We start from the raw sequence: 18,944 nt of genomic DNA, 5'->3' as shown, positions 1-18,944 counted from the left end.
GCGCAAATCTGCCCCGGTTTTGCGGGGCAGATTTCATTCAGCGCAACGCGTAATCCAGCACAATCCCGACGAAAATCGCCAGCCCGGCCCAGTGGTTGTGCAGAAAAGCCTTGAAGCAGCGCATGCGATCTTTGCCGCGGGTATACCAGAACTCCCAGGCAAAACAGCCGGCAGCTACCAGCAGGCCGAGGTGGAACCAGCCCCCCAGATCGAATTTCGACCCAGCCAGCAGCAGGCAACCCAAGGCCAGCCCCTGCAAGGTCAGGATGATTACCCGATCCGCCTCGCCGAACAGAATCGCCGTGGATTTCACCCCGATCTTCAAATCATCGTCGCGATCGGTCATCGCGTAATAAGTGTCGTAACCCACCGTCCACAGCAGATTGGCGATCCACAGCAGCCAGGCGGCGGCGGGCAACTCGCCGGTCTCGGCGGTGAACGCCATCGGCATGCCCCAGGAAAACGCCGCGCCCAGCACCACTTGCGGGTAGTAGGTGTAGCGCTTCATGAATGGATAAGTGAAGGCCAGCGCCAAGCCGCCGAATGACAGCCAGATCGTCGCAGCGTTGGTACACAGCACCAGCAGGAAACTCACACCCATCAGCAGCGCAAAGAACACCAGCGCCTCTTTCGAGCTGATTCTGCCGGCCGCCAGCGGTCGTTGTGCGGTGCGTTTGACGTGGCCGTCGACCTTGCGATCGGCCCAGTCGTTGATCACGCAGCCACCGGCGCGGGTCAGCACCACGCCGAGCACGAAGATCACGATATTGGCCAGCGACGGCGAGCCTTTGCCCGCGATCCACAGCGCCCACAAGGTCGGCCATAACAGCAGATAGATGCCGATCGGCTTGTCCATCCGGGTCAGTTGCACAAAATCCCAGGCGCGCGGGTTCAAGCGATTCAGCGACTTGAGCAGATTTTGGTACATCAGCAGTTCTCCGGGCAGGCGCGGGCGATTTCCCACAGGGTCGGCAGAAAAATCTCCGCCACCAGCACGCTCAGCGCGCCACGGTCGAAGCGCGAACGCCGGCCCCACAGACCTGTAGCGCGCGACGCTTGCGGCAACCATTGTTCGGGGTAGTGACAAACTTCAATAGCGCGGCGGGTGAAGGCCTGATCGCAGAACAGCAACTCCCCCAGCGAGCGGCTGCCCAGTTCATCCATGTGCAACCCGTCGCCCTGCAAGGCACTGCGCGAGGCCACGCTGCGGGCGAACACCCAGGCATCGCCGTGGCCACGCAAATACACTTCGCGAACCCAGCCTTCGCTGCCTTCGGCCAAGTCCAGCGCCGCACATTCGTCGGCGCGCAGGGTCTGCCAGCCTTCGAACAACGGGGTGACGCTGAAGCCGTCTTTCGACAGCCGGGTCAGACGCCGAGTCAGCGAGCCCTGGTCGAACAGCCAGTCCAGCGTCAACGGGTCGGGGAGGGGCGTCAGGCAGTTTTGCACAAGCCACAGCGGCGCCGGGCAGGAGGAATTTGTCTGTTGCACAATGAGTCATTATTGGCCGCAAATGAGGCGCCGAGCTTAACATGGCGATCCGCGATGTTGATTGATCCGGAGCGCAGTCGCGCCGATCAGGCTTGCATCTGCGCCGCCCGATCAGTACAAAACGCCCTGAGCCGGATGGCAGCGCTGCACCCATCGACCGTCTGTGCCGTAAAAAGCCTGAATCCTGAGGAAGTACCTGAATGAAGAAGTGGCAATGTGTGGTCTGCGGCCTGATTTATAACGAAGCCGACGGCTGGCCGGATGACGGCATCGCGCCGGGCACCTTGTGGCAGGACGTACCGGAAGACTGGCTGTGCCCGGACTGCGGCGTCGGCAAACTGGACTTCGAAATGATCGAAATCAACTAAGTTATCCAAAGGATCTAGCAATGAGCGCACCTGTAGTCATCATCGGCACCGGCCTTGCGGGTTACAACCTGGCCCGTGAGTTTCGCAAACTCGATAGCGAAACCCCGCTGCTGCTGATTACCGCAGATGACGGTCGCTCCTACTCCAAACCAATGCTCTCCACCGGTTTCGGCAAGAACAAGGACGCCGACGGCCTGAGCATGGCCGAACCCGGCGCCATGGCCGAGCAATTGAAGGCCGAAGTGCGCACCCACACGCGCATCAGCGGCATCGATCCGGGCCACAAGCGTTTGTGGATTGGCGAGGAAGCGGTCAGCTACCGCGACCTGATTCTCGCCTGGGGCGCCGAGACCGTGCGCGTGCCTATCGAGGGTGACGGCGCGGAGCTGGTGTTCCCGATCAACGATCTCGAAGACTACGCGCATTTTCGTGCTGCTGCGGCCGGCAAACGCCGAGTGCTGCTGCTCGGCGCCGGGCTGATTGGCTGCGAATTCGCCAACGACCTGATCCTTGGCGGTTACGAGGTGCAACTGGTCGCGCCGTGCGAACAAGTCATGCCGACCTTGCTGCACCCTGCCGCTGCCGCTGCTTTACAGGCCGGGCTGGAAAGCCTTGGCGCGCGCTTCCATCTCGGCCCGGTGTTGACCCGTCTGCACAAGGTCGCCGATGGACTCGAAGCGCAGCTGTCCGACGGTCAGGTCATTGCGTGCGATGTGGTGGTTTCCGCCATTGGCCTGCGCCCGCGCATCGATCTGGCGGCGGCTGCCGGGATTCAGGTCAATCGCGGCGTGGTCGTTGACCGCCATCTGCAGACTTCCCACGCCAATATCTACGCCTTGGGCGACTGCGCCGAGGTCGATGGGCTGAATTTGTTGTACGTGATGCCCCTGATGAGCTGTGCGCGTGCGTTGGCGCAGACCCTCGCGGGAAATCCTGCGGCGGTCAGCTACGGGCCGATGCCGATCACTGTGAAAACTCCGGTCTGCCCGCTGGTGGTTTCGCCCCCGCCACGCGGTACCGAGGGCGTGTGGACGGTTGAAGGGCAGGACGGCGACATCAAAGTGCTGTGCCACGATGCACAGGGCCAATTGCTCGGTTATGCGCTGACGGGTGCGGCGGTGCTGGAAAAACTCGCCCTGAACAAACAGCTTCCGGCACTACTGGCGTAAATACCGGTCGTTCTGTCGGAATCACCCCGCATTTGCCCCCACAAAGGTCGCGGGGAGACTGGCGCCGCCCTTAAGCGCGTGCCATCCTCACTCCCGTCTGCCGCAGAGTAGAGCCTGCGGCGCCTTGGGCGCTGTTCCAACGAGAACAGCACGGACATAACAACAATAAACCGTCAAAGGGGCTTCACTAATGCGTAAACCAGAACTCGCCGCTGCAATCGCTGAAAAAGCAGATCTGACCAAAGAACAGGCCAACCGCGTACTTAACGCCGTTCTCGAAGAAATCACCGGCGCCCTGCACCGCAAGGACAGCGTGACGCTGGTAGGCTTCGGCACTTTCCTGCAACGCCATCGCGGTGCCCGCACCGGCAAAAACCCGCAAACCGGTGAGCCGGTGAAGATCAAGGCCAGCAACACCGTCGCCTTCAAGCCAGGCAAGTCGTTGAAAGACAGCGTCAATCCATAATTGCGCCGAACTCCCTGAATAACGGGGAGAACCGCAATAAAAAATGGGCATTCCGATTCAGTCGGATGCCCATTTTTTATGCTTCAGGGAAACTGCGGCTCAAGCGGAGAAGAAGTACCGCGTCAGGTGAAAGAAGATTGGTGCCGCGAAACAGATCGAGTCCATGCGGTCGAGCATGCCGCCGTGGCCCTTGATCATCGTGCCCCAGTCCTTGGCACTCAGGCTGCGCTTGATCGCCGACATGACCAGCCCGCCGAGGAAGCCCATCACCACGATCACCAGCGACATCAGCAACGATTCCCAGAAGCTGAACGGCGTCATCCAGAACATGCAGCCGCCGATCAACGTCGCGGACAAACCGCCGCCGACCAGGCCTTCAACGGTTTTCGACGGGCTCACCAGCGGTGCAACCTTGTGTTTGCCAAAGAGCTTGCCGAATACGTACTGCAACACGTCGCTCATCTGCACCACGAACACCAGATAGAACAGCAGCAGCGCGTTCTGCCCGTGGAAACCTTGCAGATCCAGCAGCAACAGCGCCGGCGCGTGGCTGATGCAGTAGATGCAGATCATCACCCCCCACTGAATCTTCGCCGTGCGCTCGAGAAAGGCCTCGGTGTCCTGGCTGAGCACGGCAATTGCCGGCAGCAACAGGAACGCATACACCGGCACCAGCAAGGTGAACATCGAGTACCAGTGGCTGCCGATCAGCAGGTATTGCAGCGGGATCAGGATGAAAAACGCCGAGAACAGCGCGTTATGGTCTCCGCGCGCGGTCGGTGTCAGAGTGATGAACTCGCGCAGGGCAAACAGCGAGATGAATGCGAACAGCACCACCGTGGCATTCGGCCCAAGCAACCACGACACGAAGAAGATGATGACCATGCCCCACCAGGCATTTACGCGCTGGTTGAGGTTTTCGATGGTCGAGATCGAGCTCTCGGACGTCGCCCGCCGCGCCAGTACATAACCGACCAGCGACGCCACGGCCAGCAGGCCGGCGATGGCCGCGAAGAACCAGAGGAATTTGGTTTCCAGACTCATTTCGACAACCTCACAATGGCGTCACGCGCGCGCTCCAGGAATGCTTGCTTGTCCTCATCGGCAATCCTTGGCAGCGGATCGCCGATGCGGATGGTGCAGATGATCGGCAGCGGCACATGCTTGCCTTTGGGCATCGAGCGATGCAGGTTTTCCAGGTAGATCGGCACTAGATCGACGTCCGGGAAGCTCTCGGCCAAACGGAAGATTCCCGATTTGAATTCTGCCGGCAGTGCCTGAGTCGAGCGCGTACCCTCAGGGAAAATGATGATCGAATGCCCGGCACGGACCACGTCGAAAATCGGCTCCAGTACGTTGACGCCGGGCGCTGGATTGCGCTCGATCAGCACCGCGTTCAAACCCTTCTGCGAGATGTACGACAGGAAACGGTTCTTGCCCCAGTAATCGGCGGCGGCCACCGGCTTCACATTGCGACGCGCCTCGGGCGGCAGGGCTGCGATGATCGCCAGGGTGTCCATGTGGCTGGTGTGGTTGGCGTAGTAGATGCGCTGACGGCTGAGGTCTGGCGGACTCTCCCAGCGCGCCGTGACGCCAATCAACAAGCGCAGCACTGAAATCAGCGCATTACTGATCCACATGAGCGTTCTCCTTCAACTGTCTGGAGATGGCCAACGTGCGCGTTGCGCAAGTGACTACCGAACCAATGGCAATGATCGTCAGCGCGATCAGCAACACATAGTGCGTCGCGTACAGGCTCGCTTCGACCGCGTTCAACAGCAGCCCGACAGTCATCAGCGCCATGCGGTGCTGTTTGGCCATTGGCCCGATGAAACTCTGCTTGAGCCCGAGCGAACCGCCGAATACCCGTACATAAGCGGTAAGCGCCGCAGCCAGCGCAGCAAACCAACCCAGATCGGATTGGCCAATGGCGTAACCCAGCCCAACGATCAGCAGACTGTCTGCGACCCGATCGGGAAACTCGTTGTACAGACTGCCGATCGCTGATTGCTTGCCGCCTTCAATCGCCACCATGCCATCGAACAGATTGCACAACAGCCGCAACTGAATGGCGACAGCGCAGCAGATCGAGCCGACCACGCCGTTGTCGATGTTCAGCGCCAGCGCGCCGACCAGCGCAAAGACCATGCTCACCACGGAAATCTGATTCGGGGAAATGTCTCTGTTCACCAGTACTTCGGTGAAGCGCTTGGCCCAACCCGCCGAGCGCGTGTTGATGGGCCTTCTGTTTTCATCCATTTGCCAATGTCCATATCAATGATGAGCAATCGCCATCAAGTGACGGCGGGCGACAATATAAGGGCTTTCTTGTTCGGCAACGCTATTAAGTCAAGAAACAATTCGATGTAAGTACATTCGTCGGTAACTGTCAGATCATTTTCGAGAAAAGTGTTCTCTTTCGGTAAGTCTGTAAGTGTCCGCGACATGTGCGAGGCGGCCTGACGAAGCACTAGAGATTGTATGCAATATAAAATGGCATCAAATTGATGGCACTTTTCCCGGGTGCTGCTGTCTTGCACGATTTGTTGATAGAAGCTCGTCGGTTTTAGGAATATTCCTACTTCTATTTCTTACCAGTGTTGTCATGATGTTGCCCGCCGTTGTGGAACGAACGTTCGAAGTCATGGGGTTGCGAGGCCCTCTAGCTCAAGGCTTGCGGAGGATTGGTCGAATTTGGTCAAATTCAAACGGGCATCGGGGAAAACCCTGCGCGATATAGGGCGATCTCCTACACACTCCAATGAACACTTCGTCTTGTTGTTTAATCGGATGCTTGCTAGTGGCCATCATTGTGATTACGATGCGCGCACTTGAAAGAGCACAAACTCAATTGGATGAGTCTCCAAACTGCTCTTCGATACAGTCCCGCGCCGCGGCAATTCCAATAGGCGCACGACCGTTATCCAAATCAAAGGCCATGGATGTCCTACTCAAGCAAACTTTCCGCCCATTACCTCGAACTCGCCAAAGTCTCTGTTTCCAAAGAGAATTTCGCGGGCGAAGACGTTCGTTTTTCGAGCGAATTCGAGGCGCTGGAAAGTGAGCTGGCCAAAGCCTCGTCAATGCACGAAAGCGGGCAGATCGACTGGCTGAAAATCCGCGAAAACAGTGAATCCCTGCTGCGCACCCAATCCAAGGATTTGCGCGTCGGTGCCTGGCTGACGTGGGCGCTGTATCAGCGCGAATCCTTCCCCGGACTGCTCGCCGGCCTCGGTTTGCTGCACCACTTGTCGGAAAACCACTGGGCCGACATTCACCCGCTCAAGGCCCGCACCCGTGCCGCCGCCATTGGCTGGCTGGTGCCGCGTCTGGAGCAAGTGCTCACCGAAAACATTGCGATCAAAGAACAGCTGCCGATGTTCCGGCAGTTGTCCGAGCATCTGGCCGGCCTCGAAGCGGCATGCACCGAACATCTGGGTGATGACGCGCCGCTGTTGCTGCCGATCTCCCGACGCCTGAAGTCGATGATCCAGCGTGCCGCCGACAACCAGCCGGAGCCGGGCATGGTCGGCGCGGCCGTGGCTCAGGTGAAACAGGCCGCCGCCCAGTTGCTCACCCCCGGCGCGCCGATCGACAACGAAAAAGATGCCTACAAAGCCCTGCGCGCCCAGCAAGACAGCGCGCGCCCGTTGTGCGCCTGGTGGCTCAAGCAAAAAGCCACTGACCTGCGCGCCCTGCGCCTTAATCGCACTTTGCTGTGGATGACCATCGACCAGGTGCCTGAGCGTAACGCCGAGCAGATCACCGTGTTGCGCGGGCTGCCGGTCGACAAGCTCAAGCAGTATCAGGATCGCTTCGATCAGGGCAAATACGCTGATCTGCTGGTGGAACTGGAGGCGAGTCTGGCGAAGGCGCCGTTCTGGTTCGACGGCCAGCGAATGGTCTGGGAGTGCCTCCAGAACCTCAACGCCGAGCTGGCCATGCGCGAAGTGGAAATCCACTTCGCGCTTTTGATTCAGCGCCTGCCCGGCATCGCCGAGTTGCGTTTCCATGACGGCGCGCCGTTTGCCGATCCGTCCACCCGGGCGTGGATCGCCGCCAACGTCATGCCGCACCTGCAAAGCGCCAGTGCGCCGCGCAAGGTCGAGACCGACGTCGCAACCCAGCCAGCCTGGGAAAAAGCCCTCGAAGAAGTCCTGCCGATCCTGCGCAAGGAAGGCCTCAAACCTGCCGTGCAAATCCTCAAGCAGGGCCTGCAAGCTGCCCAAGGCGGGCGAGTGCGCTTCTTCTGGCAGTTCGCCCTCGCACGGCTGTGCTTCATGGCCAAGAAATACGAACTGGCGAAAAACCAGCTGGAAACCCTCGATCAGACATTACAGGACTCAGGCCTGCACGCCTGGGAGCCCGATCTTGCATTGGAAGTGCTGCACCTGCTGCACAGTTGCTGCGAGTTGTTGCCGCAGAACCATGCCGTACGTGAACGCAAGGAAGAGATTTATCGCAGGCTGTGCCACCTCGATCTCGAAGTGGTACTCGAATAGGCCCCAGGGCCACAACCGCAAGGAGAAAAGCCATGGCCAAAGAAGGCTCGGTAGCCCCCAAGGAACGCATCAACGTCACTTTCAAACCCGCCACCGGCGGTGCACAGGAAGAGATCGAACTGCCGCTTAAACTGCTGGCAATCGGTGACTACACCCACCGCAAGGACGAGCGCAAGATCGAAGATCGCAAGCCGATCAGCATCGACAAGATGACCTTCGACGAAGTGCTGGCCAAGCAAGAGCTCAGCCTGACGATGAACGTGCCGAACCGTCTGCAGGAAGAAGGCAGCACTGAAGAATTGGGCGTGCAACTGCGCGTCAATTCGATGAAGGACTTCAACCCGGCCAGCCTGGTCGAGCAAGTGCCTGAGCTGAAAAAGCTGATGGAACTGCGCGACGCGCTGGTGGCCCTCAAAGGCCCGCTGGGTAACGCCCCTGCTTTCCGTAAAGCCATCGAAGGCGTACTCGCCGACGACGAATCCCGCGGTCGCGTACTCGGTGAGCTGGGCCTGAACGCCGCAGCCACGGACGCCTGAACCCAGCAGCCAAGGAAGCCAACAAATGAGCACTAGCGCAGCACAAGAGAAAGGCGCCGCCAGCGGCGAGTACAGCATTCTCGACAGCATCATCGCCGAAACCCGCCTGACGCCGGACGACGAAGCCTACGACATCGCCAAACGCGGTGTGTCGGCTTTCATCGAAGAGCTGCTCAAGCCGCAGAACAACGGTGAGCCAGTCAAGAAAGCCATGGTTGACCGCATGATCGCCGAGATCGATGCCAAGCTCAGCCGTCAGATGGACGAAATCCTGCACCACCCGGACTTCCAGGCGCTGGAATCGGCATGGCGTGGTCTGCAGTTGCTGGTCGATCGCACCAACTTCCGCGAAAACATCAAGATCGAAATCCTCAACGTTTCCAAAGAGGATCTGCTGGACGATTTCGAAGATTCGCCGGAAGTCATGCAGTCGGGCCTGTACAAGCACATCTACACCGCTGAATACGGCCAGTTCGGTGGTCAGCCGGTTGGCGCGATCATCGCCAACTACTACATGTCCCCAAGCTCGCCGGACGTGAAACTGATGCAGTACGTGTCCAGCGTAGCCTGCATGTCCCACGCGCCGTTCATCGCCGCTGCCGGTCCGAAGTTCTTCGGTCTGGAAAGCTTCACCGGCCTGCCGGATCTGAAAGATCTGAAAGACCACTTCGAAGGCCCGCAATTCGCCAAATGGCAGAGCTTCCGTACTTCGGAAGACTCCCGCTACGTTGGCTTGACCGTGCCACGTTTCCTGCTGCGTAACCCGTACGACCCGGAAGAAAACCCGGTCAAATCGTTCGTGTACAAGGAAACCGTTGCCAACAGCCACGAGCACTACCTGTGGGGCAACACGGCCTACGCGTTCGGCACCAAGCTGACCGACAGCTTCGCCAAATTCCGCTGGTGCCCGAACATCATCGGCCCGCAGAGCGGTGGTGCTGTTGAAGACCTGCCGTTGCACCATTTCGAAAGCATGGGCGAAATCGAAACCAAGATTCCTACGGAAGTTCTGGTTTCCGACCGTCGTGAATACGAACTGGCCGAGGAAGGCTTCATCTCCCTGACCATGCGTAAAGGCTCCGACAACGCGGCGTTCTTCTCCGCGAGCTCGGTGCAGAAGCCGAAGTTCTTCGGCATCAGCGCAGAAGGCAAGGCCGCAGAGCTGAACTACAAGCTCGGCACCCAATTGCCATACATGATGATCGTCAACCGCCTGGCTCACTACTTGAAAGTGCTGCAGCGCGAGCAACTCGGTTCGTGGAAAGAACGTACCGACCTCGAGCTGGAACTCAACAAGTGGATCCGTCAGTACGTTGCCGACCAGGAAAACCCAAGCGCCGAAGTACGTGGCCGTCGTCCGCTGCGCGCTGCGCAAATCATCGTCAGCGACGTTGAAGGCGAGCCTGGCTGGTACCGCGTGAGCTTGAACGTGCGTCCGCACTTCAAGTACATGGGTGCCGATTTCACCCTGTCGCTGGTTGGCAAGCTGGACAAAGAGTAAGAGCGACTCATGGACGGATACGGCAGCCTTTTCGAACGCCTCAATGGCGATGCAGAAAAACGCAAAGGCAGGAGCCTCGAAGCTTCTGCCATGGCGTCTGTGGCTGCCCATCTGGCCAAAATGCTCAGCACCCGGGCCGGCAGCGTGCAAACGCTGTCCGACTACGGGTTGCCCGATCTCAATGACATGCGCCTGAGCCTGCACGACTCCCTGAGTCAGGCCCGCCTGGCCATCGAAAGCTTCATCGAAGCCTACGAACCGCGCCTGAGCAACGTGCGTGTCATTTCCCTGCCGCGTGACAACGACCAACTGCGCCTCGCCTTCAGCATCGAAGGCCTGCTCGAAGTGGCCGGTTTCAAACGTCAGGTCAGTTTCGCCGCGCGCCTGGATGGCAGCGGTCAAGTAAAGGTCAACTAAGGAGAACCCCGATGTCTGGCAAACCCGCAGCACGTTCCACCAGAAAATCCGGGTTTGTTCTCCTGATAGCGGTGCCCCTGTTTCTGCTGATGTTCATTGTATTGAAGGTGTTCAGTTCGCTGGCTGCAAAGCCATTGAAAACCTATGCGAGTGAATCGGGTAAATGCCACATCTCCCGATATGCACCTGATTACGCGTTCCTGGGCGCGATGGGCAGTATTTTCGAGCTGTTCAGCAGTCAGTTTTTCTACCGTGTTTACGCAACAGATGGACGGCTCTTGAAAACGTCGGAATGGAATCTGTGGATGAGGGAAGGCGATCCAGGTGTTGCCCCTGAGTTTCAGGGCGAGATGATTCTATATCCGGGCTCTGAGGGCTGGGAAAGTTGGATCATTCCAGAATGCCGTTGAGAAAAGTCATCGGGGGTTTGATTGTGTACCTGCTGGTCGGTGCTCTGTATGTGTTCGTCCATGATTTTGGTGTTGGTTTTTATAAAGCGCACATGGGTGATTTTATGGATCGAGGTGTGGGGATTGGCATCACTGCCGAGCTGACGTTCTATTTTTTTATTGTGGTCAATGCGGCTGTTTTTTTTATTCCCGGTTTTTTGGCAAAGCTTGTGTCGATCGCGTTGATGGTGGGCGTGATCATGCTTTATTTCATGCCTGACAACCCGGTAAGAGCCATGGCTTACAGCGCCCTCACCAGTGGCATGAGTCTGTTGGCCTTGAGCGTTCGATGGATGGTCGAGCGGCAAATCTCGCGACGTTGGCAGGAAGCGTCGTGAGTTTCTCCTCGGTGGTGACGTGGGGGCGTAGGGCGTTGGTGCTGATCGTCCTGGCTGTCGTTGCATTGTTTGCAGCGGCCTGTTACCTGAAAACAACGGCGGCGCGGCTTGCTCACGTGTACTCCACGGACTGGAACGACGCCGGGACTTGCTACATCCAGTCCTACATTCCGCAGTATTCGACGCTTGGCGTCGCGGGGAGCATTGCGAAGCTGTTCACCAGCGAAGCGTTTTTCCGGGTTTATGCCAAAGACGGCACCTTGTTGAAATCATCGGAATGGCTGCTCTGGCAGAACGAGTTCACCACCGATGAGCGCTCGCAGTGGGTATATGGTCACGCGATCTACCCGACAGCGACGGGTTACGAGGGCTGGAATATTCCGGCGTGTGGTCAAGAAATAAACAGTCATCAAGTGAAGGTTAACTAAGGAGATTCCCGATGTCTGGCAAACCCGCAGCACGCGTATCCGACCCCACTGCTTGCCCGCTCCCCGGCCACGGCACAAACCCGATCGCCGCCGGTTCCGGCGACGTGTTCTTCGACGGCCTCGCGGCCGCCCGTGAAGGCGATGCCTCCGCGTGTGGTGGTGCGATGGTCGGCGATCTTGCCACTACCGTTTTGATCAACGGCAAACCGGCTGCGACAGTAGGTTCGGTAGGCGCCCATGGCAACAAAGTCACTGCCGGTTCCGGGACGGTGATTATCGGCAATTCCCATTCGCCGGCGCCGTTTGTGCCGCCGGAGCCGGTTATCATTCCTGGAATATTCAATCGTGTCTTTGAATTCAAAACCGCAGATGGAAGGACGGTTACAAATTTAAACTACACCGTGCGCTCCGAGAGCGGGATTGAAAAAATAGGCTCAACGTCTACAGGTATGTCAGGTGGTTTTTCAACTGGAAAAACGGCAGAGCCTGTCACTATATATATTTCGGCGGACTAATAAACATGGAGACCATAATTAATATTGATGGTGTCGCTTACACGTTTGTGACGCAGGATGAAGTGACTACGCTTAAAGTCCTTGCTGAAACAACTGAAAGCAAAGATACGAAGCCAAAGAAAGTTGATCTCCCTTCTGTGTGGATTATTACCAGGAAAAGTGGAGTTCCTCTCTTCGCTTTGAAACCAGGCAAGGATGACTCTGCATTCAGAATTATCACCGCAGAAAAGCTATACGCAGAAAAAGGTCAGTGGTTTGAACCGTTGGCTAGGTATTACAGAGAACTTATCTGGCTTAATCCTGAGACAATGCAGGCTGGAACAGAATCAAATACCGCATATAAACATGTCACTTGGCAGGAGCTGATTGACTTTGCCGTAGTTGATCGTTTTTCTTTTACCTTTCACTCCGGACTGCCAGGCGACTGGAAATTCCAGAGCGCTGGTGGTGACGAATTCCTGATGGTGTTCATGGAGGATAAACCCTATTGGACTGACGGAATCGGCCAAGTGCCTTTTGCGGTTAATACCTATAGAAAATATCTGCGAGAAACAAAGCAGGTAGATCTCGCAATAAAGATGGCTGGCGAAACGGGCGTGGAGTGGGGCGACGGCAAAGCTTATACTGGCGCAGAGAGAGGGCCGAAAGACGTTTACGACAACTTCATCATATTGCGAGGGATATTGTGGGCGAAGGAAAACTGTAAGTTGGTGGTAAAAAAAGACACGGTATATGATAAAGGTATTCCTCATACAATTGAACTTGCTGACGCACCTTACGTGCCTGTGTCTAATGCGAAGTTGGTAAATTCTATTTCGCAAGCCGATATGGATCAATATGGGACATGGAATAAATGAATATTCGTCGCTGGATTGGTCTTGTGCCACATTTGATAGTGTGTGTCATTTACATCCCTTTGCATAATTACGGCGTCGATTTATATATAGATATGTATGGTGGGCTGACATCTAGAGGCGTCGGTATTGGAATGACACCGGATCTGATGGTTCAGTATTTTGTATTGATGAACGCAATAACTTTTTTTATTTCCAGTCTTAAGTTAAAGCTTGTTTTTGTCGCATTTATGCTGGCGCTTATTTTGTTTTATTTTTTGCCGCACTATCCCGTTCGTGCGATGGCGTACACATTACTGGGCGGCATTTTGACTGTTTCGGCGATATTCGCTGGTCAGTTAATTGATCGCCATTTTTTTTCGAAAAGAACAGTTTAAACATGACCGTAGGGCGTCATCGCCGATGTTGCCCGCGGGGATTTCTTAGCCCGCATGAGCCGTTCTGCTGTTTTTTAATGAGTTCCACTACCAGGCAGGTAACCCGTGTCCTTTAACCACTACTACCAAAGCGAACTCACCGCGCTGCGCCAACTCGGTCGCCGTTTCGCCGAGCGTAGTCCGGCGTTGGCACCGTTTCTGGGCCAGGCCGGGCGGGATCCGGATGTGGAGCGCTTGCTCGAAGGCTTTGCGTTTCTCACTGGGCGTCTGCGTCAGAAGCTCGATGACGAGTTGCCGGAGCTCAGCCATTCGCTGATGCAATTGCTCTGGCCGAACTACATGCGTCCGCTGCCGGCGTTCAGCATTTTGCAGTTCGATCCGCTCAAGCGTTCCGGGCCGGCGCTGCGGGTCGAGCGTGATACGCCGATTGAAAGCGTGCCGATTGAAGACGTGCGTTGCCGTTTCCGCACCTGCTACCCGACCGAAGTCCTGCCGCTGGAACTGGCCGGGCTGGTGTATTCGGTGAAGGGCGATGGCTCGCTGCTGAGCCTGCGGCTGGACATGACTGCCGACGGCCACCTCGGCGAGTTGGAACTGAGCAGACTGCGCCTGCACTTTGCCGGTGAGCGCTACATCAGCCAGATGCTTTACCTGAGCCTGCTGCGCAACCTCGAAGGCATCGAGCTTATCCCGCTCGACGGCGCCGGCAAGCCAATCGATGGTGTCGGTGGCAAGCCGATGGCGTTCAAGATCTCCGGTGACAAGGTCAAACCGGTGGGCTTTGCCGAAGAAGAAGCGTTGATCCCGTATCCGCTGAACACCTTCCGTGGCTATCGCTACCTGCAAGAATATTTCGCCTTCCAGGACAAGTTCCTGTTCGTCGATGTCCACGGTCTGGACATCCTCAAGGCGCTGCCGGAAGACACCCTCAAGCAGATGCGCGGCCTGGAAATACGCTTCGACATTCGCAAGAGCGGCATCATGCGCATGCGTCCGACGCTGGATAACGTGAAGCTGTTCTGCACGCCGATCGTCAACCTGTTCGAGCACGACGCGCTGCCGATTCGCCTCGATGGCAAACAGGATGAATACCTGCTGCTGCCAGCCGAATACGATCTGGAAAACTGCGGCGTGTTTTCGGTGGAAACCGTGACCGGCTGGAAGCCCGGTGGTCTCGGCTATCAGGATTACGTGCCGTTCGAGTCATTCGAGCACGACCCGAGTTTCGACGTGCCCAACAGCCGCCCGCATTACAGCATCCGCCAGCGTTCGTCCCTGCTGCACGACGGCCTCGACACCTACTTGAGCTTCGGCATCCGCCACACCGAAGCCCACGAAACCCTGTCGATCGAGCTGACCTGCACCAACCAGAACCTGCCGCGCAAGCTCAAGCTCGGCGACATCTGCATGGCCTGCGAAGACACCCCGGAGTTCTTGAGTTTCCGCAACATCACGCCAGCCACTTCAAGTTTTGCGCCGCCGCTGAATCGCGACTTCCTGTGGAAGCTGATCAGCAACATGTCGCTTAACTATCTGTCGCTGGCCGACGTCAATGCGTTGAAGGTGATTCTCGAAACCTACGACCTGCCGCGCTATTACGACCAGCACGCGGAGAAGGTCAGCAAACGCCTGCTCGGCGGGCTCAAACACATCAAACATCATCACGTCGATCGGCTGCACCGTGGCTTGCCGGTGCGCGGTTTGCGCACCGAACTGACCATCGACCCGGAAGGGTATATCGGCGAAGGCGACCTGTTCGTTTTCGCTTCGGTTCTTAACGAGTTTTTCGCGCTTTACGCCAGTCTCAATTCGTTTCACGAGCTGCGGGTAAAAAGCACACAGGGAGAGGTGTACCAATGGACACCACGTATGGGCCTGCAGCCCCTGCTTTAAGCGGGCTGACCCGGGTAATACGCGAGTACTCGCTGTTTCAGGCCGTGCTGCTGGTCATCGATCGGCTGCGCGATGCACACCCGCACCTGAGCGAAGACGATTTGTACGATCAGGTCGAGTTCCAGGCCAACCCGAGCCTCGGATTTCCGCGCAGCGACGTCGATCGCGTGGAGTTTTTCGAAGAGCACGGGCAGTTGCGCGCGCGCGTGCGTTTCAACCTGATCGGTCTGGTCGGTTCCGGTTCGCCGCTGCCGGCGTTCTACGGCGAACAGGCGTTGGGCGACAGCGAAGACGGCAACCCGACGCGCAACTTCCTCGACCTGTTCCACCATCGCCTGCAACGTTTGATGCTGCCGATCTGGCGCAAGTATCGCTATCGCGCCAGCTTCCAGAGCGGTGCAATCGACCCGTTCTCGTCGCAGCTGTTTGCGTTGATCGGTCTGGGCGGCGAAGAGATTCGCAAGGCCAAGGAACTCAACTGGAAACGCCTGCTGCCGTACCTCGGTTTGCTCAGCTTGCGCGCGCACTCGGCGGCGTTGATCGAAGCCGTGTTGCGTTACTACTTCAAGCACGAAGACCTGGTCATCGAGCAGTGCATCGAGCGCCGCGTCGACATTCTCGAAGAGCAGCGCAATCGTTTGGGCCGCGATAACAGCGTGCTTGGCGAAGACCTGGTGCTCGGCGAGCAAGTACGCGACCGCAGCGGCAAATTCCGCATTCACATCACCCAACTCGACTGGCAGCGTTTTCACGAATTCCTGCCGATCGGTTTTGGTTACCAGCCGCTGTGCGCGCTGGTGCGGTTCACCTTGCGTGACCCGCTCGATTACGACATTCGCCTGGTGCTGCGCCAGGAAGAAATCCGCGAACTGCGCATCGGTGAGCAGAACGCCTGTCGCCTCGGCTGGACCAGTTGGCTGGGCCGCGAAAAAGCGGACGGCGTGGTGACCCTGGGCAGCAAAATTCATTAAGGACGTGAGCCATGATCAACGTAGACCTGCAACAACTCATCCAGGCGCTGGACGCCGAAACCCGTCGTGATCTTGAGCGTTCGGCCGAGCGTTGCGTCGCCCGTGGCGGCAGCAAGATTCTGGTTGAAGACATGCTGCTGGGCTTGCTCGACCGTCCGAACGGCCTGCTCACGCGCGCGCTGCAAGATGCCGACGTCGACGCCGGTGAACTCAGCGCCGCCCTGCAATCGCGGGTTGAACACAGCGCTTCGCGCAACCCGGTGTTCGCCCCGGAACTGGTGCAGTGGCTGCAAGACGCGCTGCTGGTAGCCAACCTCGAACTGGGACAGACCCAGGTCGAAGACGCCGCGCTGATCCTCGCGCTGCTGCGCAACCCTATGCGTTACGCGGGCAGCCGTTACCAGCCGCTGCTGGCCAAGCTGAACATTGATCGCCTGAAGGAATTTGCCTTGTCGCAACAGCCGCAATCGGCTGGCAACGGCAAGCCGGCAGCGCAGGGCGAATCGCTGCTCGAACGCTTCACCCACAACCTGACCCAACAGGCGCGCGACGGCAAACTCGACCCGGTGCTGTGCCGCGATGGCGCGATCCGCCAGATGGTCGACATCCTTGCGCGTCGCCGCAAAAACAACCCGATCGTGGTCGGTGAAGCCGGTGTCGGTAAGACCGCCATCGTCGAAGGCCTGGCTTCGCGCATCGCTGCCGGTGAAGTGCCACAAGTGCTCAAGGGCGTTGAGCTGTTGTCGTTGGACATGGGTCTGTTGCAGGCCGGCGCCAGCGTCAAAGGTGAGTTCGAACGGCGTTTGAAAGGCGTGATCGACGAGGTCAAAGCCTCGCCGAAGCCGATCATCCTGTTCATCGACGAAGCGCATACGCTGATCGGCGCGGGCGGCAATGCCGGCGGTTCCGACGCGGCCAACCTGCTCAAACCGGCACTGGCGCGTGGCGAGCTGCGCACCATCGCCGCCACCACCTGGGCCGAGTACAAGAAATACTTCGAGAAAGACCCGGCGCTGGCCCGTCGCTTCCAGCCGGTGCAACTGCATGAACCGACCGTCAGCGAAGCAGTGACCATTCTGCGTGGTCTGGCTCAGGTCTACGAGAAGAGCCACGGCATCTACCTGCGTGATGACGCGGTGGTTGCGGCTGCTGAACTGTCCGCGCGTTATCTGGCCGGTCGGCAACTGCCGGACAAAGCCGTCGACGTGCTCGACACCGCGTGCGCCCGAGTGCGCATCAGCCTCGCCGCCGCCCCGGAAAGCCTGGAGCGTCTGCGTGGCGAACTGGCTGAAGGCGGCCGTCAGCGTCAGGCGCTGCGTCGCGATGCGGAAGCCGGTCTGCTGATCGACCACGAAGCGCTGGATGCACTGGAAGCGCGGCTGGAAGAAGCCGAAGACGAAATGGTCGCACTGGAAGCCCTGTGGACCGAGCAAAAGGCCCTGGCCGAGCGCTTGCTGGATCTGCGTCAGCAACTGGCCAAGGCGCGTGAAGCCGCCACTATCGAGCCGACTGTCACCGTTGAAGAAGACGCCGAAGGCACCGTGATTGAAACCCACGCTGCCGAAGTCGACGAAACCCAAAGCGTGGCAGCGCTGGAAGCTCAACTCAACGAAACCCACAGCGCCCTGACTGCCGCTCAAGTCAAAGAACGTCTGGTCAGCTTTGAAGTCTGCCCGCGACTGGTGGCCGAAGTGATCAGCGCCTGGACCGGCGTGCCATTGGCGCAATTGGCCCGCGAGCACAACGCCAAGGTCGCGAGTTTCGCCACCGATCTGCGCACGCGCATTCGTGGTCAGGAGCAAGCGGTACACGCACTGGATCGCTCGATGCGCGCCACGGCTGCTGGCCTGAACAAGCCTGACGCGCCGGTTGGCGTGTTCCTGCTGGTCGGCCCGAGCGGCGTCGGCAAGACCGAAACCGCGCTGGCACTGGCTGACTTGCTGTACGGCGGTGATCGTTTCATCACCACCATCAACATGTCCGAATTCCAGGAGAAGCACACCGTTTCGCGCCTGATCGGCGCACCACCGGGCTACGTCGGTTACGGCGAGGGCGGCATGCTCACCGAAGCCGTGCGGCAGAAACCGTACTCGGTGGTGCTGCTCGACGAAGTCGAAAAGGCTGATCCGGACGTGCTCAACCTGTTCTACCAGATCTTCGACAAAGGCGTGGCCAACGACGGCGAAGGGCGCGAGATCGACTTCCGCAACACGCTGATCCTGATGACCTCCAACCTCGGCAGCGACCGCATCAGCGACCTCTGCGAAAACGGCGCGCGGCCGACCGCCGAAGTGCTCGAAGAAACCATCCGCCCGGTACTCAGCAAACACTTCAAACCGGCGCTGCTGGCGCGGATGAAAGTGGTGCCGTACTACCCGGTCGGCGGCCCGGTATTGCGCGAGCTGATCGAGATCAAACTCGGCCGTCTCGGCGAGCGACTGAACCGTCGTCAGCTGGAATTCACCTGGTGCCAGAACCTCGTCGATCACCTGTCCGAGCGCTGCACGCAGAGCGACAGTGGCGCGCGTCTGATCGACCATTTGCTCGATCAGCATGTGCTGCCGTTGGTAGCCGACCGCTTGCTCGATGCCATGGCCACCGGTGAAAGCCTCAAGCGCGTGCACGCCACGCTCGACGGCGACGCCAGCGTGATGTGCGAGTTCGCCTGA

The 18,944-nt window shown here is 58.4% G+C and carries 21 protein-coding genes; 16 read left to right on the top strand and 5 right to left on the bottom strand.

The genetic code is table 11. The features are described 5' to 3' along the window. Positions 1-37 precede the first annotated feature (37 nt). Both ubiA and ACP7BN_RS09005 read right to left on the bottom strand, forming a co-directional pair. Positions 38-928: a 4-hydroxybenzoate octaprenyltransferase gene (gene ubiA, locus ACP7BN_RS09010; protein ID WP_426203343.1), complete on the bottom strand. Its 891-nt coding sequence runs from the start codon at positions 926-928 to the stop codon at positions 38-40. Then, positions 928-1,491, bottom strand: coding sequence for a chorismate--pyruvate lyase family protein (locus tag ACP7BN_RS09005; protein ID WP_426203342.1), 564 nt, complete (start codon positions 1,489-1,491; stop codon positions 928-930). The genes ubiA and ACP7BN_RS09005 overlap by 1 nt, the downstream gene beginning before the upstream one ends. A gap of 200 nt (positions 1,492-1,691) precedes the next feature. On the opposite strand from ACP7BN_RS09005, the gene ACP7BN_RS09000 reads away from it, so the two are divergent. The 3 genes from ACP7BN_RS09000 to ACP7BN_RS08990 all read left to right on the top strand — a co-directional run bounded on the left by ACP7BN_RS09000 (position 1,692) and on the right by ACP7BN_RS08990 (position 3,494). Then, the gene (locus ACP7BN_RS09000; RefSeq protein WP_034152097.1) at positions 1,692-1,859 is read left to right on the top strand and encodes a rubredoxin; all 168 of its coding nucleotides are present in this window, start codon (positions 1,692-1,694) and stop codon (positions 1,857-1,859) included. A 20-nt stretch (positions 1,860-1,879) separates the two neighbouring features. Further along, positions 1,880-3,028 carry an NAD(P)/FAD-dependent oxidoreductase gene (locus ACP7BN_RS08995; protein ID WP_426203339.1) on the top strand — a complete coding sequence of 383 codons (1,149 nt, stop codon included), beginning with the start codon at positions 1,880-1,882 and terminating at the stop codon, positions 3,026-3,028. Positions 3,029-3,218: 190 nt separating this feature from the next. Then, positions 3,219-3,494, top strand: a complete 276-nt coding sequence (locus ACP7BN_RS08990; RefSeq protein WP_003213368.1) for an HU family DNA-binding protein — start codon at positions 3,219-3,221, stop codon at positions 3,492-3,494. 99 nt (positions 3,495-3,593) lie between these two features. Here ACP7BN_RS08990 and ACP7BN_RS08985 read toward each other — a convergent pair whose 3' ends face one another. The 3 genes from ACP7BN_RS08985 to ACP7BN_RS08975 are packed head-to-tail and all read right to left on the bottom strand — an operon-like array spanning position 3,594 to position 5,753. Beyond that, a complete protein-coding gene (locus ACP7BN_RS08985) occupies positions 3,594-4,538 on the bottom strand; it encodes a phosphatidate cytidylyltransferase (RefSeq protein ID WP_420649306.1) in 945 nt (314 codons plus the stop codon). Next, positions 4,535-5,134: a lysophospholipid acyltransferase family protein gene (locus ACP7BN_RS08980; protein ID WP_420649305.1), complete on the bottom strand. Its 600-nt coding sequence runs from the start codon at positions 5,132-5,134 to the stop codon at positions 4,535-4,537. Before ACP7BN_RS08980 ends, ACP7BN_RS08985 begins: the two co-directional genes overlap by 4 nt. Next, complete coding sequence (locus ACP7BN_RS08975) at positions 5,121-5,753, bottom strand: CDP-alcohol phosphatidyltransferase family protein (protein WP_426203336.1); 633 nt, start codon at positions 5,751-5,753, stop codon at positions 5,121-5,123. The genes ACP7BN_RS08980 and ACP7BN_RS08975 overlap by 14 nt, the downstream gene beginning before the upstream one ends. 683 nt (positions 5,754-6,436) lie before the next feature. Here ACP7BN_RS08975 and tssA point away from each other — a divergent pair. The 13 genes from tssA to tssH all read left to right on the top strand — a co-directional run bounded on the left by tssA (position 6,437) and on the right by tssH (position 18,944). Continuing rightward, positions 6,437-7,996: a type VI secretion system protein TssA gene (gene tssA / locus ACP7BN_RS08970; RefSeq protein WP_426203334.1), complete on the top strand. Its 1,560-nt coding sequence runs from the start codon at positions 6,437-6,439 to the stop codon at positions 7,994-7,996. A 32-nt stretch (positions 7,997-8,028) separates the two neighbouring features. Then, entirely contained in the window at positions 8,029-8,532 is a 504-nt protein-coding gene (gene tssB / locus ACP7BN_RS08965) for a type VI secretion system contractile sheath small subunit (protein WP_042561805.1), read from the top strand. Between the two features lie 25 nt (positions 8,533-8,557). Continuing rightward, complete coding sequence (tssC, locus tag ACP7BN_RS08960; RefSeq protein ID WP_420649302.1) at positions 8,558-10,033, top strand: type VI secretion system contractile sheath large subunit; 1,476 nt, start codon at positions 8,558-8,560, stop codon at positions 10,031-10,033. A gap of 9 nt (positions 10,034-10,042) precedes the next feature. After that, on the top strand, positions 10,043-10,450 hold the full coding sequence (gene tssE, locus ACP7BN_RS08955) for a type VI secretion system baseplate subunit TssE (RefSeq protein ID WP_426203332.1): 408 nt from the start codon (positions 10,043-10,045) through the stop codon (positions 10,448-10,450). 11 nt (positions 10,451-10,461) lie between these two features. Further along, positions 10,462-10,860, top strand: coding sequence for a hypothetical protein (locus ACP7BN_RS08950; RefSeq protein WP_426203331.1), 399 nt, complete (start codon positions 10,462-10,464; stop codon positions 10,858-10,860). Continuing rightward, the gene (locus ACP7BN_RS08945; RefSeq protein ID WP_426203330.1) at positions 10,851-11,237 is read left to right on the top strand and encodes a hypothetical protein; all 387 of its coding nucleotides are present in this window, start codon (positions 10,851-10,853) and stop codon (positions 11,235-11,237) included. The genes ACP7BN_RS08950 and ACP7BN_RS08945 overlap by 10 nt, the downstream gene beginning before the upstream one ends. Then, the gene (locus ACP7BN_RS08940) at positions 11,234-11,665 is read left to right on the top strand and encodes a hypothetical protein (RefSeq protein WP_426203329.1); all 432 of its coding nucleotides are present in this window, start codon (positions 11,234-11,236) and stop codon (positions 11,663-11,665) included. Before ACP7BN_RS08945 ends, ACP7BN_RS08940 begins: the two co-directional genes overlap by 4 nt. Before the next feature lie 11 nt (positions 11,666-11,676). Then, complete coding sequence (locus ACP7BN_RS08935) at positions 11,677-12,180, top strand: PAAR domain-containing protein (RefSeq protein WP_426203327.1); 504 nt, start codon at positions 11,677-11,679, stop codon at positions 12,178-12,180. Positions 12,181-12,185: 5 nt separating this feature from the next. Next, positions 12,186-13,037 (top strand): hypothetical protein, encoded by an 852-nt coding sequence (locus ACP7BN_RS08930; protein WP_426203326.1) that lies wholly within the window; start codon positions 12,186-12,188, stop codon positions 13,035-13,037. Continuing rightward, the gene (locus ACP7BN_RS08925; RefSeq protein WP_426203324.1) at positions 13,034-13,411 is read left to right on the top strand and encodes a hypothetical protein; all 378 of its coding nucleotides are present in this window, start codon (positions 13,034-13,036) and stop codon (positions 13,409-13,411) included. The genes ACP7BN_RS08930 and ACP7BN_RS08925 overlap by 4 nt, the downstream gene beginning before the upstream one ends. A 105-nt stretch (positions 13,412-13,516) precedes the next feature. Further along, complete coding sequence (gene tssF, locus ACP7BN_RS08920) at positions 13,517-15,304, top strand: type VI secretion system baseplate subunit TssF (protein WP_426203322.1); 1,788 nt, start codon at positions 13,517-13,519, stop codon at positions 15,302-15,304. After that, a complete protein-coding gene (gene tssG, locus ACP7BN_RS08915; RefSeq protein WP_420649293.1) occupies positions 15,268-16,275 on the top strand; it encodes a type VI secretion system baseplate subunit TssG in 1,008 nt (335 codons plus the stop codon). Before tssF ends, tssG begins: the two co-directional genes overlap by 37 nt. Before the next feature lie 11 nt (positions 16,276-16,286). Continuing rightward, the gene (tssH, locus tag ACP7BN_RS08910) at positions 16,287-18,944 is read left to right on the top strand and encodes a type VI secretion system ATPase TssH (protein ID WP_426203321.1); all 2,658 of its coding nucleotides are present in this window, start codon (positions 16,287-16,289) and stop codon (positions 18,942-18,944) included.

It is taken from the genome of Pseudomonas sp. TWP3-1, from assembly GCF_049896625.1.
In the GTDB taxonomy this organism is placed as follows: domain Bacteria; phylum Pseudomonadota; class Gammaproteobacteria; order Pseudomonadales; family Pseudomonadaceae; genus Aquipseudomonas.
The sequence above is the reverse complement of the archived record's forward strand: the minus strand, read 5'-3'. Positions and strand labels throughout refer to the sequence as shown.